The following is a 17,221-nucleotide window of genomic DNA, read 5'->3' as shown; positions in this document are numbered from 1 at the left end:
CCGGAAGCCCATCCATCGATAAAACTTAAACAGAAACTTCTTCAGCGCTATGTCCAAAACCATCGTAGGCCTCGGTGAAGTGCTCACCGATCAGTTTCCGGACTACGAAAAGCCCGGCGGGGCGCCGGCCAATGTGGTGTACAACCTGGGTCAGCTCGGCAATGAAGCCCTGCTCGTGAGCGCGGTCGGCGCGGACGAAACCGGACGCATGCTGCGCACTTTCCTCGCTAAAAACGGCCTCGATACGCGCTACGTGCAGGAATCCGGCAAGCCGTCCGGCACGGTGAAGGTCACTTTTTCGGGCAGTGAAGCCTCCTACGACATCACGCAGGATGTGGCCTGGGACGACATTCGCTGGAATCCGGGTCTGCAGGAGCTCGCGTCCCGCACCCATGCCGTCTGCTTTTCGACCCTGTCGCAGCGCTCGGAAACCTCCGCCGCGACCATTCAGCGTTTTCTGCAAGCGGTGCCTTCCGACTGCCTGCGCGTGCTCGATGTGAACCTACGTCCGCCGTTTTTCAGCCGCGAAACCATCGAAGCCTCGCTCCGCCTCGCCAATGTGGTGAAAGTGAATGAGCACGAGTATGCCGATATCGAAGCCCTGCTTGGTCAGGGCGACCTGCGCGGGCTGCTGCTTCACGAGTTCGGGCTGCGTCTGCTGATCGTCACCCTCGGCAAAAACGGCAGCCGCTGCATCACCGCCGATACCGACACGCACTACCCAACCCAGCCCATCGACACAAGTACCGGCGACTCCGTCGGCGTGGGCGACGCCTTCATCGCCTGCGTGATACACCATCTGCTCAAAGAAACGCCCATGCCCGAAACCATGCGGCTCGCCAACCGCTACGCCGGCTACGTGGCTTCGCAGCAAGGCGCGATGGTCTCTTTTGATCCCCAATTTCTAAGCGAAATCCGCTAATGGAACACTACTTTACTGCCAAATCAAGAGCGCGGCTGATCCGCAGCTGCCGTGAACAGGCACAGGCTTTTTTTAAGGGACGCCCCAAAGCGGAGCGGGACGCCTTTCTGGCGCGCTTCGATGACTTCGCCCCGCGCCTGACCGATCTGCTGCACGGACTTTACCGCGATCAGTTTGATTTCGGGCTGCATCTTGCGGCCCTCACCGATGTGCTGTGCGAGTCGTGGAAGTCCCGCAGCCGCAAATTGCGCGAAACTGATGAAGCACGCCTTGCAAACCCCAACTGGTTCTGCGGACCCGAAATGGCGGGCGCGGTCTGCTACGTGGACTTGTTTGCCGGCGACCTCAAAGGCATCGAAGCCCGCATTTCGTACCTGCAGGAGCTGGGCATCACCTACCTGCACCTCATGCCGCTGTTCAAATCGCCCGAAAAAGAAAACGACGGCGGCTATGCAGTGAGTAGTTACCGCGAGGTCAACCCGGCTCTCGGCACGGTCAAACAGCTCGAAAAACTGGCCGCCAAACTGGCCGAAAACGGCATTTCGCTGGTACTCGATTTCATCAACAATCACACCTCCGGTGAGCACGAATGGGCGCAGCGGGCTAAGAAGGGGGAAGCTGCGTATCAGGAGTTTTACTACCTCTTTGATGACCGGCAGATACCGGACGCCTTTGAGCCGCATCTGCGCGAGATCTTCCCGGAAGTCCGCCGCGGCAATTACAGCTGGCACGAGCCGCCCGGCAAGTGGGTGTGGACGACCTTCCACAATTATCAGTGGGACCTGAACTACCGCAACCCCGCAGTATTTGTGGCCATGGTTCGGGAAATGCTGTTTCTGGCCAACCTCGGGGTGGATTTCCTCCGGCTCGACGCGGTGCCTTTCACCTGGAAAGTGCAGGGCACGGTCTGCGAAAACCTGCCGCAGGCACACGACATCATCCGCGCGCTCAACGCCTGTGCCCGCATCGCAGCGCCGGGCCTGCTGTTCAAGTCCGAAGCCATCGTTCACCCGGACGATGTGATCGCCTACGTCGCCCCAGACAAATGTCAGGTTTCCTACAACCCGACCGTGATGGCGCTGCTCTGGGAGAGCCTGGCAACCCGCGAAGTCCGCCTGCTCCGCGAATCCCTCAAATACCGCTTTAATCTGCCTGCGGGCACAGCCTGGATCAACTACGTGCGGAGTCACGATGATATCGGATGGAGCTTCGCCGACGAAGATGCCGCGACCCTGGGCATCAATGGTTTCGATCACCGCAACTTCCTGAATCAGTTCTACTGCGGCGACTTCCCTGGCACGTTCTCGAAGGGCGTCAAATTTCAGTACAACCCCTCAAATCAGGACATGCGCGTGTGCGGCACGACGGCTTCCCTCGCCGGACTCGAGCGTGGTCTGGAGATGAAAGACGATGCCTGGTCAGCCGACGCGGTCAGCCGCATCCTGCTGATGTATGGTCTCTGCATGAGCATAGGCGGCATCCCGCTGCTCTACCTCGGGGATGAAATCGGCACCCTCAACGATTACAGCTACGCCGAACATCCGGCCAAAAAAGGCGACAGCCGCTGGGTGCATCGCCCCAGGATGGACTGGGAGCTGCTGAAGGAAGTCCGCGAAGACAAAGGCCCGCGGGGAAGGCTGTTTACCGGCCTTAAAAAAATGCTGCGGATCCGCCGCGAGGTGCCTCAGTTTGCTGAAAACGGACTGCGTCAGATGCAGACGCATCACGGCTCGGTGCTGGCGTTCGAGAAAAGTAACAGCCGGGGAAGGGTGGTCGTCGTCGCCAACTTCAGCGAGCATCCGGTGATCGCGCACCTGCCCAACGGCAGCACCCTGCTGCCGCACACCGATCTCATCACCGGAAAAGCGTACGCGCAGATCGAACATCTCGAGCTCGCGCCCTATCAGCTGCTTTGGTTGCAGCAAAACTAAGCTGTTAAACTGCGATTAAGCTTGAATTTACCCAGTGCAAGCCCTAACATGCATCGTAATCATTAACCTAAGTCATAATAAGCTATGGATACTGTTCTTACTTCCCAATCTGACGTAAAAAGCACCCCTGATTTTCGGAAACTTCTCCGTCGTCAGAATCAGCTGTTTTGGCTTGGCATAGGCAGTGCCTGCTTTTCTGCAGCACATGTCGTCTTTATTTTGGTTTCCGGAGCATCAACGGGCATGACCGTGCTCCTGAGTCTGCTGATCGTTTTATTTGCGGCTGCGCTCTTGTGGTTCTTTTTCAACAACAAAATAGCGCTGCTTGCAACCGCTGAGAAGAACGTACTCAAAATTCATCATACGCCATTTCGGGTTACGGAAATCCCGGTCAGGGACATCAGTTCACATCAGTGGAAGGCCAATCAGCTTTCTATCGAAACAGCTGAAGGTACACATCAACTGCATATTGGCTGGATGGGCTACAAGGACAACAAGCAATTTCGCGCTTGGTTTGATGAGTTGGTTGGTCGTGGATAACCTCCAAGGAGTGTTTAAGAACAAGAGTAAGCCACAATACCTTTTGGAATTGTTAAGCTGATTTTAATGGAAACAGCTTAGATGTATTTTTTGATAAATACGTCCCAAGATTCACCCTTTTCGAAATCCTCATCAAGTGTTTTCAGTCGCTCATCCAAAACAGATGTATGGTGATCCGGTAATGGGACACCATCAGGTTCAGAAGCTATTGAATTCCATAGTACTTCCATCAAAACAAGCTTTTCCTGTCTATTTAGCTTGTCAATCTTTTGAATAAGTACAGTATCCATGAAGTATGTTTTGTGATTGAATTTTGATAAGGTACAAATTCAGCTTAAATGGACTGCAAAAATAATTTGTCAGTGATTTAATAAATAAAATTCCGTCAAATTGTCACGGCCATTTTAATGCGGCCCAAAGCCTTAATAAACAGACAGCTGAACAATACCTGCACGGTACATATCCTGAGCGGATTTTACTTGCAGGCGCAGTCCGTAGCTGTTATTTTTACTGCTGTTAAATCTTTTGTCTCTGATTTGTTCTGTCATAATTCATCCGCCAATTTCCGGCAATCCGACTGTAAAAGCCGTCTTCCTGATTCTCTGAATGAACTATTCATCACATTCAACCAATCTTAGTATTTCTTTTAACTGCCTGTTTCTGGCAGCGCTTTCAGTCGTTCTGTTATCTTGTGCGAAGGAGAGAGAGTCGGAAGACTTCAGGTTTGAACGCCTCGATCCGGGTTACACACAGCTTGACTTCACCAATACGGTTGAAAACACGCCCGAATTTCACATCCTCAACTACCTCTATTTTTATGATGGCGGCGGAGTTGCTATTGGTGACCTGAACAACAACGGTCTGCCCGACATATTTCTCACCGCCAACGACGGCCCGAACCGGCTGTTTATGAATCTGGGCGATTACCGCTTTGAAGACGTTACGGAACAGGCGGGTATCATCCATCAGGAAGGCTCGTGGTCAACCGGGGTTACGATGGCCGACATTACCGGCAACGGCTATCTCGATATTTATGTGAGTCACTCCAACTATCTGGTGAAGACCGGCCGCAATCAGCTGTTCATCAACAATGGCGATATGACCTTCACTGAAATGGCCGCCGATTTCGGGCTGGATTTTGAAGGGTATTCCACGCAGGCCATTTTCTTCGATTACAACCGCAACGGCCGCCTCGATATGTTCCTGCTCAATCACTCTTTCCACAGCGACCGTACGTATGGTCAGGCCGAACGGCTGCGGCAGGTGTTTGATCCCAAAGCCGGTGACCGCCTCTTCCGCAACGATGGCGACCGTTTCACGGATGTTTCGCAGGAAGCCGGAATTATCAGTAGCGCCTTGGGCTACGGCCTGGGGGTTGCCGTAACGGACATCAACCTGAATGGATGGCCGGATATTTACGTCGGCAACGATTTTCACGAAGATGACTACCTCTACATCAACAACGGCGACGGCACCTTCACCGAAATGCTGTACTCGGCATTTTCGCACACAAGCCGGTCGAGCATGGGCAACGACATTGCGGACCTCACCAACAACGGCTTTGTGGATGTGTTCTCCCTCGATATGATGTCGGAAGAATACGAAGTGTACATGACCTCCGGCGGCCCCGACATCTGGCCGATTGCGCAAACCAAGCGCGAGTTCGGCTTCGGTGCCAAGAATGCGCGCAACACCCTGCACATCAACCGCGGCAATGACCGCGACGGAATGCCGGTTTTTAGCGAGATGGCGTTTTCGCTTGGTCTTGCGCGTACCGAGTGGAGCTGGGCGGCCCTGATGGCTGATTTTGACAACAGCGGTTTTAAGGACGTGTTCGTCACCAACGGCATGCCGCATCGCCCGAACGACCTCGATTTTGTGGCGCGGCTGCGGGTGATACGTCAGCAAGCCACTGAAGAAGAAACCGCACAGCGGGAATTTGAAGCGATCAATCTCATGCCGTCGGTTGTGGTACCCAATTACATGTACCGGAATCTTGGCGGTCTTCAGTTCGAAGATGTCAGCCGTGCATGGGGCTTCGGACATGATGTAGTTTCCAACGGGGCAGCCTGGGCCGACCTCAACAACAGCGGTCGCCTTGATCTTGTGGTGAGTAACATCAACGAACCAACCCGAATCTATCGGAACACGACAGAATTGGACAGCGCCGCACATTTTCTGCGGGTGAGCCTCGACGGACGCTCACCGAATACGGGCGGACTCGGTAGTAAAGTGATCTTATACGGCGACGGTCAGGTATTCTATCAGGAGCAAATGCCGACCCGCGGCTTCCAAAGCTCGGTCGATCACCGCCTGCACTTTGGCCTGGGAGCGCTCACGGAGATTGACTCGTTGCTGGTCATCTGGCCGGACTGGACCTATGAAGTTCGTAGGGACGTATCGGCCAATCAGCATATTACGCTGCGTCAGGATGAAGCCTCCGGCCAATTCGACTTTACCCGGCTGCATCGCAGTTTCGACAATGCCACACTGCATCCCGCGCCGCAGTCTTTGCACCCTGACTTTGTACATCAGGAAAACCGGTTCGATGACTTCAACCGTGAACCGCTCATGCCCTACAAGCTTTCAACACAGGGTCCGGCCCTCGCGGTTGGTGATGTAACCGGGAACGGCCTCGACGACCTTTACTTTGGTGGCGCTTTTCGTCAGCCCGGTCGTCTTTTTTTGCAGCAATCCAACGGGACTTTTGTTGCTTCTCAGAATGAACTCTTTGCACAGCATGCCGTTGGCGAAGAAGTTGACGCGCTCTTTTTTGACGCGACCGGAAACGGGCTGCTGGATTTATATGTGATGACCGGAGGCGGTCAGTTTGTGGATACGGAAGAAGCCCTGAAGGACCGCCTCTATATCAATCAGGGCAACGGGCGCTTCACCTATGAGCCGGAGCGGCTTCCGGCTATGTTCCTGAACGGAGCCGTGGTTCGGGCAGCGGATTTCACCGGAAACGGGGCATTGGATTTGTTCATTGGCGGCCGGTCGGTGCCGTGGGCTTACGGCAGGTCGCCGGGCAGCTACCTGTTTGCCAACGACGGCACCGGACATTTCAGCAATGTGACCGACAGCTGGTATCCGGAGCTTCCCGACATCGGCATGGTTACCGACGCAGTTTGGGCGGACCTCACCGGAGACGGAAAACCGGAGCTCATCATTACCGGGGAGTGGATGCCGGTGAAAGTGCTCGCCGTTCGGGATGGCCGGTTTTCGGACATTACAGCGGACCTGGGGATTGCCGCATGGGGCGGTCTCTGGCAGCATGTGCAGGTAGCTGACCTCACCGGAAACGGCGCGCCGGACCTCCTGCTGGGTAATTTTGGCACCAACAGCCGTATGGAAGCCTCCCCCGAAAGTCCGCTGCATCTGCTGATCAACAAGTTTGGGGATGATGGTCGCGAATCGGCGATCATGGTGATTGAACGGAACAATTCCCTCTATCCCTTCGACCGCCTCGAAGAGCTTTTGCTGGAGTTTTCTTTCCTGAATCAGCGGGTACGAAGCTACCGCGATTTTTCGACGCGTAACCTGTTTCAGCTTTTGGGTCGTGAACAGGTTGAGCAGGCCGACCGCTTCACGGTCAGTACCCTGCACTCCGGCGTCTGGCTCAATGACGGCAACGGGCAGTTTAACTGGCAGGCCTTTCCCATAGAGGCGCAGGCTTTCCCGCTGATGAGCAGCGAAGTTTGGCACGACGCGACCGGCAGGCCGCATTTGCTGCTGGGCGGCAATCTGCACGCCGTGAAGCCCGGAACCGGCGGCAAGCAGGGCGCCGGTGTTGGGCTGCACCTGAGCTGGTCCGCCGAAAAGGGATTCGAAGTGCTGGAGCTGCAGGATAGCGGCTTCATCGTTCGGGGCGAAACGCGGCACATCCGCAGCCTTCAGGTTCCCGGTAACCGCACCCGCATCATCACAGCCCGGAACAATGACCGCCCCCTGCTCTTCGATCTCAAGCCCTGATCTTTTTCAAAAGAAATCCATTTTTCAAACCAAAATCCTTTTCCTGTTGAGTAAACTGCTACGATTCGGAATTACTGTCTTAACTGCACTTATGCTGGCTGTGGCCTGTTCGACATCCGAGCCGGAACCGCCCGTGGCTGAATCCGACGCCTATCTGCGTGCGGTCTCCGACTTCTTTGTGAGTCTGGCCGCTGCGCAAACCGACGAAGCCCGCTTCGCCTTCAATAAAATGAATGATGTTGCGAGGGCCTGGCCGCAGGAAGCTGCTGCCTGGGCCAATCTGGGCGTAATGGCTATGCGGCAGGGTAATTTCGACCTGGCCGGCACCCGCATGGAGCAAGCCCGTGAAGCCGCTCCCGGCAATGCTGAAGTGCTCTGGCTCTCCGGTATGTACTACAGCCGCCGCGGTGATGTATCAGAAGCGATCCGCTATTTTCGGGAAGCCGCGGAAGCTTCCCCCGAAAACCCGCGCATATGGTTCTCGCTTTTTACGGAGCTGGAGCGGGAAGATGACGCTGCAAATGCAGCCGAAATAGTGGAGGTGCTCGACACCCTTAAAGTACTGCAGCCGCGGAATCAGGCCGTATGGTACGAATCGGCCCGGATCGCCAACCGCAACCGCATGCAGCCTGAGCTCGAAGAAGCCCTGCGGAAACTTGGTGAACTGCAGCAAGGCTGGGATGAAGATGCAACCGAACAGCTGGAAATGCTGCTGATGTTTGCGGAAGAAGGTGACTTTTCTGAGATTACCTTCGAGCTCGTATTTCTGCGCAACATGATTGAGCCCACGCCGGTTTTTCAGGATGATGTGCTTCGGATTCAGTTTCCGCCGACCGAAGTCGGATTTCTGATTACCGAGTTTATCTGGCTGCCGCGTCCCGAATTCCGCGTTGCGGATCCTGATATGGGGGTTCGTTTCCATCCGCAAACGCCTGAAGATTTCGCACAGGCTTCCCTGCTCAAAGGTGCGACCCTGCTGGAAGAATTTCCCCCGTTTACCGTACACATCGCTGACGGTCATCTGATCCTGGATGCGGAAACCCGGCTTCCTTATCCCGGACAAACGGACGCGCTGCTGCATCCTGCAGTCATGGCCGAGATTGATTTCAACTACAACTTCCGCAACGACATCGCACTTGCGGGCACCGATGGTTTCCGGCTGTACCGTCAGGAGGACGACCGCAGCTTCACCGACATTTCAGCAACGCTCGGGCTTCCTGCGGCGCTTCGCAATGACAGCTACTTCGGGGTCTGGCCCGCGGATGTTGACCTTGACGGTGATCTCGACTTGATTCTTGCCCCCAAAAGCGGACCGGTCTTTGCGCTCATCAATCAGTCGGACGGCACCTTTGGGCGCCTGAACCTTTTCCCGCAGACCCGAAATGTGCGGGATGTCCGCTGGGCCGATTTCAACGGGGATGGTACCGCTGACGGCGTTTTTCTTCAGGAAGACGGCAGCCTGGTGATGTACCGCAATCTCACGGGAAACGCCTTCATGCTTCCGGAAGGCTTCCCACAGGTGAATGATGCTGCCGCAATTGCCGTCGGGGATCTCAATGCCAATGGCTACTTCGAAATTGCGTTTGCGACCACAGAAGGTGCCGTCGAAGTCCTTCGGTATGCGTCACGATACGATAGCTGGGATCGCATACGGCTGTTTGATGCGCCCGGAAACACATCCCCCAAAACCCCCGCGACAACTACGCTGTTCGTGACCGATGTGGACAACAATGGCAGTCTGGATGTTGTCCTTTCAACCCCCGAAAGAACAACCGTGCTGCTAAGCGATTCGGATTTTACGTTTCAGGCTTTGGAGCTGCCCGATTTTGGATGGGTGACGTCCATTTATGATGTAGATGGTAACGAGCGCCTTGATTTTGTCGGCACGGGTCCCGCCGGTGAAGCTTTGGAGTGGATGAATGCAGGTACCAAAAACTACAACGCCTACTCCATTCGCGCACGGGCTTCCGGAGGCGAAGGGGATGCGCGCATTAATACGTTCGGCATTGGCGGTGAGATGGAAATCCGCTCGGGCCTGCTGTATCAGAAACAACTCATCAGCTCACCCATTGTGCATTTTGGTCTGGGGACCTACGAAGAAGCCGAGATGCTGCGGATTATCTGGCCAAACGGCTCCGTACAGGCTGAGTTTGCAGAGTTGGGCTTAGGTTCAACGATTTTCAATGAACAGGTGCTGAAGGGGTCATGTCCGTGGCTGTTCACTAATGACGGCGAAAAAATTCATTTTATCACTGACCTGATCTGGCGTTCACCGCTCGGGCTTCGCATAAATGCGCTCGAAACAGCGGGCGTGATTCAGACCGAAGACCGGGTGCGAATACCTGCCGGTTTGCTTCAGCCGGTTGACGGCGTGTACGATTTGCGCGTGACCGCTGAGCTTTGGGAAACACACTATTTCGACCATCTCAGCCTGATAGCGGTTGATCATCCGGTTGGCACGGAGCTCTTTATTGACGAGCGTTTCGTGTTCCCCGCGCCCGATCTCACCGAACGACTCCTTAGCGAGCCGGTCCCGGTTGCAGGGGTTCGGGACATGCATGGCACCGACCTGAGTGCTACCGTTGCGCAGCCGAACGGGGAGCACATCGCGCCTTTCCGCAAGACTAAATTTCAGGGACTTGTGCAGCCGCACTATATCGAAATTGAGATCGGGGAGAGCGTAGATCAGGGTCTTGGTGAATGGCTGGTGCTGCAGGGCTGGCTGCGTCCGACGGACAGCTCCATCAACCTGATGCTGAGTCAGAGTAGTTTTGATTCTCCAAGCGGCCTTATGGTTGAGGTTGCGGACGGCAGCGGAGGCTGGCAGGTGCTGCACGAGAACTACGGGATTCCGGCCGGAAAGCAAAAATCGATTCTCATGGATCTCACCGGCGTATTTCCGGACGAAAGTGACCGGAGACTGCGCCTGCACACGACTTCTGAAATCTACTGGGACGCCATCCGCAAAGCCGCGCGCATGCCGGATGCCCAAATGACCCTGCGTGAGCTGCCTGCAGAGCGCATGGAGCTCCGGTACCGCGGCTTTTCGCGCTGGAATCACGCGGACAGCCTGCTGCCCAATCTGCCTGATTATGCTGAAATTACGAGCACCAATCAGCGCTGGCGCGACCTCGAAGGCTACTACACCCGCTTCGGTGACGTGACCGAGCTGCTGGCCGAAACCGACGACCGCTATGCGATCATGAACGCCGGTGATGAGCTCGTACTGGAGTACCGCTCGCCCGGCGAGCCCGAGACGGGCATGCAGCGCAGTTTTATACTGGTAAATGTCGGCTGGGTGAAAGATGGCGACTATAATACCGAAGCCGGCATGACGGTGCTTCCCCTGCCGTATCACGGGCAGTCTGATTACGAGTACGTCCGCGGCGGGCGCCTTCAGGATGACCCCGTGTTTCAGCGCTTCCCCGAAGACTGGGTGAATTTCCACACCCGCTATGTGACACCCGAGGCATTCCGCTCAGCCTTGCTGCTCAACCCCGATACCCGCCGTAACACCCCCTGATGCTGTAAAGAAACCCTTCCCAAAAATGAACCGACAAAAAGTAGCTCAGATATTCATCACGATTTTCTTCATTGGATTACTGATGGTGCCCATGGCGATGCGGCAGCTGGACAAGGGTCCGGAAATATTTGAAGACATGGAAGACGCGATTGCGCGCTACGGGTTCTTTCTGGAAGACGTGACCGCTCAGGTTGGGGTAAACTTTGTGCATCAGCGCTCAAGCCTTGATCCGCGTCTGGAACACATACTGCCGCAGATTTCATCGGTTGGGGCTTCGGTTGCTGTAGCGGACTTCAACAATAATGGCCTTCAGGATTTCTACCTGACTAACAGCTTGTTCGGCAGTCCGAACGCGCTCTACCGAAACAATGGCGACGGAACCTTCACCGATGTCGCTGCTGAGATGGGTCTTGCTTTCGTGAATGATGAAGAAAACGGCGTATCCATGGGCGCAATCTGGGGAGATTTCAACAACTCGGGCTATGAAGACCTGCTGATTTACAAGTGGGGACGCCTGCAGTTATTCCGGAATGAAAACGGGCAGGGGTTCAGGGATGTCACCGCGGAGTCGGGTCTGGCGTCAGCTGGATGGATGAATGCGAATACCGCCGTTTGGCTGGATTACAACGGAAATGGCTTTATTGACTTATTTGTGGGTGGTTATTTTCATGAAGATGTAAACTTCTGGAATCTTGAACATACCCGGATCATGCCGGACAGTTACGAATATGCAACCAATGGCGGGCGCAACTACTTGTTTGAAAATCAGGGAGACGGCACTTTTGTAGAAGTAGCTGAGCAGGCGGGGCTGCTTGTATCGCGCCGCTGGACCCTGGCTGCTGCGGCAGCTGATGTGAACGGATCGGGGTATCCCGACCTTATGCTCGCCAACGATTACGGCGTGGATGAACTCTTCCTTAACGACAACGGAACCGGATTTGTGAATACGGGGGAGTCTGCAGGCCTTGGCTTTGTGCCCAAAAGCGGTATGAGTGTATCGTTTGGGGATGTGCTGAATCAGGGGCAGCTGGCGATTTATGTTACCAATATTTCAGAAGCCGGCGTGCTCATGCAGGGTAACAATCTTTGGGTGCCGTCCCGCAGGTCAGGAGGTGAGCGGCTGCGGTTCCGCAACCTGGCAAGCAATATGGGTGTGGAGATAGGAGAGTGGGGATATGGCGGACGCTTTGTGGACCTTAACAACAACGGTTTTGTGGATTTGTATGTGGCCAACGGCTACGTTTCCGACACACCGGATACCGATTACTGGTATGATTATGCAAAGGTAGTTGGCGGAAACCGGGCGATCATCATGGATGCCAACAACTGGCCCGCGATGGAAGGAAGGACTTTTTCCGGCTATCAGTTTAATAAAATCTGGATGAATGACGGCGCCGGGCGCTTTCGCGAAGTTGCTGCAGCTGTTGGCGGGCAGCTTCAGCTCGACAGCCGTGCCGTTGCCTATGCCGATTTATTCGGAACCGGCTCTCCTGATCTGATTGTAGCCAATCAGAACGGTCCGGTTAAAATATACAGGAATCATGTAAACCCGGAGCACAACTGGGTCGCTTTTGATCTGACCGGCACGATTAGCAACCGCAGCGCAATCGGCGCGCAGATTCTGATTGAATGGGAGGGGGGGCGACATCTCAAAACAGTACACGCCGGAGACGCCTTCAGTTCACAGAGTCAACGAGCGCTGCATTTCGGCATTGGAAATGCAGCTGAAACCCATAAAGCTGAGATTCGATGGCCTTCAGGAATCGTACAGCAACTTCCGTCTCCCGCCATCAACATTACACACCAAATTACCGAACCTGACGCACTATAGTTTATGAGTAACACTGCACTGCCCTTACCACAGCCCGCTTTCTCGCTGCCAAAAGTTTATATAGGACCCATACTCATCACCGGAATCCTGCTTGCGGCGCACCTTTCATTCGGGATTTTAGATTCCTGGCAGAAACTGCTCATGGCGATTGGGTTTAGCTTTCTTACTGAAGCCATTCTGCATTACGCCATGTTTGGAAAAACACGGGATATGACAAGTGCTTATGTTTCCGGGATCAGTGCCGGTATTTTGGTAAGGTCGCCTTTTTTCTGGCCTTTTGCTTTGTGTGCTGCTATTTCTATTGCTTCCAAATATGTGCTGCGGTACAAGGGGCGTCATATATGGAACCCCACAAATTTTGGGATTGTGATACTGCTGATTATTGCTTCTGACAGCGCGGCAGTTCTTAGCATTCAGTGGGGGAGTAATATGTGGGCTATGCTGTTGATATGGCTGGTAGGCCTTGCAACTTTATGGAAAATCAAGCGCTTCCACATCACATTTGTATACATAGCTTCATTTTTAATTTTTGGGTACATCAGAAGTCTCTATACAGGTCATAGCTGGGTTGCGGAAATCGCACCGATGACGGGCCCTATGTATCAGTTGTTCGTGCTGTTTATGATGACAGATCCTAAAACAACCGTATCAACAAGAAACGGTAGGATGCTGGTTGCTTTTCTAATTGCAGCTCTTGAGATGGTTATGCGTTTGAATGAATTTGTATATGCACCGTTTTATGCGCTTTTCATCATTGGCCCCATCGCACTTGTAGTAGAAGATTATCTTAATGAACGAAAGAAAAAACGTGAAGGAGAAAATATTTCAGCGCAAACCGTAGTGTCAACATAAAGGTAAAAGTAAATAACACGATATCAATCATGCAGGATACACCTTTATTTTAGTTGAAATGTATTTGGAACGTTATACTTTTGTAACCTGCTGATAGGGTGTTGTCATTAAATGAGCAACGTTACCTTTGCTTGTTTTTGCACCAAATACGAGCTATTGTGATGTAGCGGAAATTGCACATTAACTAATTTTAATAGGGTTGTTAGATATTGACGCCGACACATTCCCAAAAAATATAATAAATCGTGCATTTATATGCTAATATCACTATTAGTTTATTGATGTTTGAATATATTGCTTAAGTGTATTTATTACAGTAGCTTGAAAAGCTTATTTCGCAGCTCATTCAGGGTTGCTTTGCCTGTTTTGTAAGCGTTTTCAGTCAATAAATTTGTGAAAATAATTTTTACTAATTGGAAGCGCTTTTATATATTTGCAGCTGTCTTTGTAAGGTCATCAAAGACTTTCAAGCGTTATTCATTCCTTATAAGCCAATACGACTGTTTGAGGGAAGTAACGTTCAAAAGCAAAAACGTGAACTAATTGTATGGATCATTTACTTATGAGCAAAGAAAAGCTACAGGATGCCGGCTTTCAGCGTTCGTCTTTGCAGTCCGATAGCGGTCTGCGAAAATGCCTGAAACCAACCGGATTAATGACTGCTATTCTGACCGCTTTGTTTCTGTTGTTTGTCGTACAGGTACAAACTGCAGAAGCGCAGCAAAGAGTGCAGGTTTCAGGGGTTGTAACGGATGCCTCTGATGGCGAACCGCTGATCGGTGTTACCGTTATCGTTCAGGGTTCTCTGGAAGCAACCGGTACAACAATCGGTACTTCAACAAATATTGATGGGGAGTACACATTAAATGTACCCTCAGATCTGAATACGCTGATTTTTTCTTCAGTCGGATATCAAACGCTGTCAGTCAATATTGATGGCAGAACCCGTGTCGATGTTGCCTTGAATGCTGATGTCCGTGAGCTCGATAATGTTGTAGTTGTAGGTTACGGTACACAGCGTGAGTCTGAAATCACCAGTGCTGTATCAACCATTACAGCTGCTGATTTCCAAAGCGGCAACATCAATGACTCGCAGCAGCTCCTTCAGGGTAAGGTGGCAGGTTTGTCAGTATCCCGTCCGGGTGGCGACCCGAATGCTGATTTCGATATCCGCCTGCGTGGTCTGTCAACTCTTGGTGCCAATCAGTCACCTCTTGTTGTAATTGATGGTATTGCCGGTGCAGATCTCAATACGGTCGATCCTAATGATATTGAGTCAATGACCGTCCTGAAAGATGCTTCTGCAGCCGCTATTTACGGAACCCGTGGAGCAAATGGTGTAATTCTTGTAACAACCCGCTCTGGTGTAGGTGATCAGCCTATCAGTGTACAATATACCGGTCAGGTTTCAATCTCCACTGTTGGTAATAAACTCGAAGTGTTATCAGCTGAGCAGTACCGCAATTTCGTATCTGCTGATCCCGATGCACTGCCAAACGATTTGGGCAACGAAACCAACTGGTTTGATGAAGTTACCCAAACAGGTGTCACGCAAACGCATAGCCTGAACATTTCCGGTGGAAATAATCAAACGACCTATTCTGTGTCCGGTTCATACCGTGATATTCAGTCTATTCAGATCGGCTCCGGTCGTCAGCAGCTGAACACACGTTTAAATCTGACGCATCGCGCACTAAACAATCGTTTGCGTCTGAACACAACTGTTGCAGTCACTGATCGTGATGAGAAAATCGGATTAGGTGAGGTTTTCCGCTATGCAGCGCTGTTTAACCCAACAGCTCCCATCAGGAATGCAGACGGATCATTCTTCCAGCAAACATTCTTCGATTACTTCAATCCGGTTGCTATCAACGAGCAATCTACGCTTGAGGCTGAGTCAACAAGAATGAACCTTGGTTTCCGCGCCGAGTACATGTTTGATGATTATGTGCCCGGTCTTTCCGGTTCTCTTTTCTATGCGCGTCAGTCTTTCAGCCGTCTGTACGGAGAATATTATGAAAAGACAGCTCTTTTCCGTGGTGCCGGACGTAATGGTTTAGCTATCCGTGAATCATTCGATTCCCGCAATGACCTCTTTGAAGGTGTTCTGAACTATGACCGCTCTTTCGGCAACGTCCGTTTTGAAGCAACAACAGGCTATTCCTGGCAGGACTTTCAGGATGATGTTTTCTTCGCTGAAGGCGGTGATTTTATCAACGACAGCTTCGGCTGGAACAACATCTTCGAAGCCCGTGAATTTGGCCGGGGCGAAGGTACGGTAAGCACATTCCGCAATGAAAACCGCCTCATCGGTTTCTTTGGTCGTACCAACTTCGTGATTGATGATACCTACTTCCTGTCTGCAGCTGTTCGTCGTGAAGGTTCTTCACGCTTCGGTGTTGACAACAAATGGGGTACATTCTTCGCCGTAAGCGGTGGTCTTGAAATCACTAATCTTGTCAGCATTGAAGGAGTTGATCAGCTTAAAGCACGTGTCAGCTACGGTGAGACCGGTACAGATGCGCCGTTCAACGGTCTTTCGCAGCAGCGCTTCAGCTCAGGTTCAGCATTCCTGGTTGACGGAAATTTCGTCCCTTCAATCGGACCTGTTACGAACGCCAACCCGGATCTCAAATGGGAAGTTAAGCGCGAGCTTAACGCCGGTGTCGATTTTGCTTTCCTTGATGCCCGTCTTCGCGGTTCATTGGATTACTATCGCAGCACAACGGATGACCTTCTTCTCGAAATCAATGTTCCTGTTCCGCCAAATCAGGCTCCGACTACATGGATCAACGCCGCTGAGGTTTCAAACAACGGTTTTGAAGCAGCTGTTAGCTATGATGCCATCCGCAGCCGCGACCTGACCTGGACCACAGGCATTACATTTGCCACCAACACCTCTACGCTTGAGCGTTATGCCGCTGGTCGCCAGACTATTGCAAACGTAGGTGCGCCCGGTCTCAACGATACGCCTATGATTCGTGTAGACGAAGGCCGCAAAATTGGTGACATCTGGGGCTGGAAATTCTCCCGCATTGGTGAGAATGGCGAGTGGTTGTTCCTCACACCAGACGGTGAAGAGCTCGATACAGATGGCATGCGTGCCCTCGGTGATGCCTCCCGTCAGGTTATCGGAAATGGTCTTCCTGATTTCGAACTGAGCTGGACCAACAATGTTCGCTACAACAACTGGGATTTCAGCATGTTCTGGCGCGGTGCTTTCGGTCATGATATGGTAAACAGCTTCGACATTTTCCACCGTAATGCTTTCTTCATTACCTCCCGTAATGTGATGAGAAGCACGCTCGATATTCCTGAGCTGGTGGAGTCGCCGCAGTTTTCCAGTTTCCAGGTGGAGGACGCCTCTTTCTTCCGTCTCGAGAACGTAACCATCGGTTACACTGTACCGACTTCTCCTGAGTCTGTGTTCAGAAGCCTGCGTATTTATGCAGCTGCAAACAACCTGCTTACCCTCACAAACTATTCAGGGGTAGATCCTGACGTTCGTTTTGCTGATACCGGTAATACGGATAATGCAAGTCGTGCAGGTGCGCCAAATCCGCTCGCTCCGGGAATTGAACGCCGTGATCAGTGGTTTACACAAAGGTCATTCGTATTTGGCGTAAGTCTCGGATTCTAATAATTATAAA

General features: G+C 52.6%; 9 protein-coding genes. 8 read left to right on the top strand and 1 reads right to left on the bottom strand.

Translation table 11 applies throughout. The features are described 5' to 3' along the window. Positions 1 to 49 precede the first annotated feature (49 nt). The 3 genes from CYPRO_RS11585 to CYPRO_RS11575 all read left to right on the top strand — a co-directional run bounded on the left by CYPRO_RS11585 (position 50) and on the right by CYPRO_RS11575 (position 3,393). The gene (locus CYPRO_RS11585) at positions 50 to 922 is read left to right on the top strand and encodes a carbohydrate kinase family protein (RefSeq protein WP_114984762.1); all 873 of its coding nucleotides are present in this window, start codon (positions 50 to 52) and stop codon (positions 920 to 922) included. After that, positions 922 to 2,853, top strand: a complete 1,932-nt coding sequence (locus tag CYPRO_RS11580; RefSeq protein WP_114984761.1) for an amylosucrase — start codon at positions 922 to 924, stop codon at positions 2,851 to 2,853. The genes CYPRO_RS11585 and CYPRO_RS11580 overlap by 1 nt, the downstream gene beginning before the upstream one ends. 84 nt (positions 2,854 to 2,937) lie before the next feature. Further along, a complete protein-coding gene (locus CYPRO_RS11575) occupies positions 2,938 to 3,393 on the top strand; it encodes a hypothetical protein (RefSeq protein ID WP_114984760.1) in 456 nt (151 codons plus the stop codon). Between the two features lie 77 nt (positions 3,394 to 3,470). Here CYPRO_RS11575 and CYPRO_RS11570 read toward each other — a convergent pair whose 3' ends face one another. Further along, positions 3,471 to 3,683: an addiction module protein gene (locus CYPRO_RS11570; RefSeq protein WP_114984759.1), complete on the bottom strand. Its 213-nt coding sequence runs from the start codon at positions 3,681 to 3,683 to the stop codon at positions 3,471 to 3,473. 316 nt (positions 3,684 to 3,999) lie between these two features. Between CYPRO_RS11570 and CYPRO_RS11565 the strand changes: the two genes are divergently transcribed. The 5 genes from CYPRO_RS11565 to CYPRO_RS11545 all read left to right on the top strand — a co-directional run bounded on the left by CYPRO_RS11565 (position 4,000) and on the right by CYPRO_RS11545 (position 17,211). Further along, entirely contained in the window at positions 4,000 to 7,365 is a 3,366-nt protein-coding gene (locus CYPRO_RS11565) for a VCBS repeat-containing protein (protein ID WP_114984758.1), read from the top strand. A gap of 46 nt (positions 7,366 to 7,411) precedes the next feature. Then, positions 7,412 to 10,888, top strand: a complete 3,477-nt coding sequence (locus tag CYPRO_RS11560; RefSeq protein WP_164682738.1) for an FG-GAP-like repeat-containing protein — start codon at positions 7,412 to 7,414, stop codon at positions 10,886 to 10,888. Positions 10,889 to 10,913: 25 nt separating this feature from the next. Further along, complete coding sequence (locus CYPRO_RS11555) at positions 10,914 to 12,719, top strand: CRTAC1 family protein (protein WP_114984756.1); 1,806 nt, start codon at positions 10,914 to 10,916, stop codon at positions 12,717 to 12,719. Positions 12,720 to 12,860: 141 nt separating this feature from the next. Further along, entirely contained in the window at positions 12,861 to 13,571 is a 711-nt protein-coding gene (locus tag CYPRO_RS11550) for an RnfABCDGE type electron transport complex subunit D (RefSeq protein ID WP_124245598.1), read from the top strand. Between the two features lie 547 nt (positions 13,572 to 14,118). Next, positions 14,119 to 17,211 (top strand): SusC/RagA family TonB-linked outer membrane protein, encoded by a 3,093-nt coding sequence (locus CYPRO_RS11545; RefSeq protein ID WP_114984754.1) that lies wholly within the window; start codon positions 14,119 to 14,121, stop codon positions 17,209 to 17,211. The last annotated feature ends 10 nt before the right edge of the window (positions 17,212 to 17,221 follow it).

Source organism: Cyclonatronum proteinivorum (assembly GCF_003353065.1).
Taxonomy (GTDB): Bacteria; Bacteroidota; Rhodothermia; order Balneolales; family Cyclonatronaceae; genus Cyclonatronum; species Cyclonatronum proteinivorum.
The sequence above is the reverse complement of the archived record's forward strand: the minus strand, read 5'-3'. Positions and strand labels throughout refer to the sequence as shown.

What these genes read in the sequence shown, in the direction of transcription:
- CYPRO_RS11565 (WP_114984758.1), top strand. Translation starts at nt 4,000, where the DNA reads ATGAACTATTCATCACATTCAACCAATCTTAGTATTTCTTTTAACTGC.
- CYPRO_RS11550 (WP_124245598.1), top strand. Translation starts at nt 12,861, where the DNA reads ATGGCGATTGGGTTTAGCTTTCTTACTGAAGCCATTCTGCATTACGCC.
- CYPRO_RS11575 (WP_114984760.1), top strand. Translation starts at nt 2,938, where the DNA reads ATGGATACTGTTCTTACTTCCCAATCTGACGTAAAAAGCACCCCTGAT.
- CYPRO_RS11555 (WP_114984756.1), top strand. Translation starts at nt 10,914, where the DNA reads ATGAACCGACAAAAAGTAGCTCAGATATTCATCACGATTTTCTTCATT.
- CYPRO_RS11545 (WP_114984754.1), top strand. Translation starts at nt 14,119, where the DNA reads ATGGATCATTTACTTATGAGCAAAGAAAAGCTACAGGATGCCGGCTTT.
- CYPRO_RS11580 (WP_114984761.1), top strand. Translation starts at nt 922, where the DNA reads ATGGAACACTACTTTACTGCCAAATCAAGAGCGCGGCTGATCCGCAGC.
- CYPRO_RS11585 (WP_114984762.1), top strand. Translation starts at nt 50, where the DNA reads ATGTCCAAAACCATCGTAGGCCTCGGTGAAGTGCTCACCGATCAGTTT.
- CYPRO_RS11570 (WP_114984759.1), bottom strand. Translation starts at nt 3,683, where the DNA reads ATGGATACTGTACTTATTCAAAAGATTGACAAGCTAAATAGACAGGAA.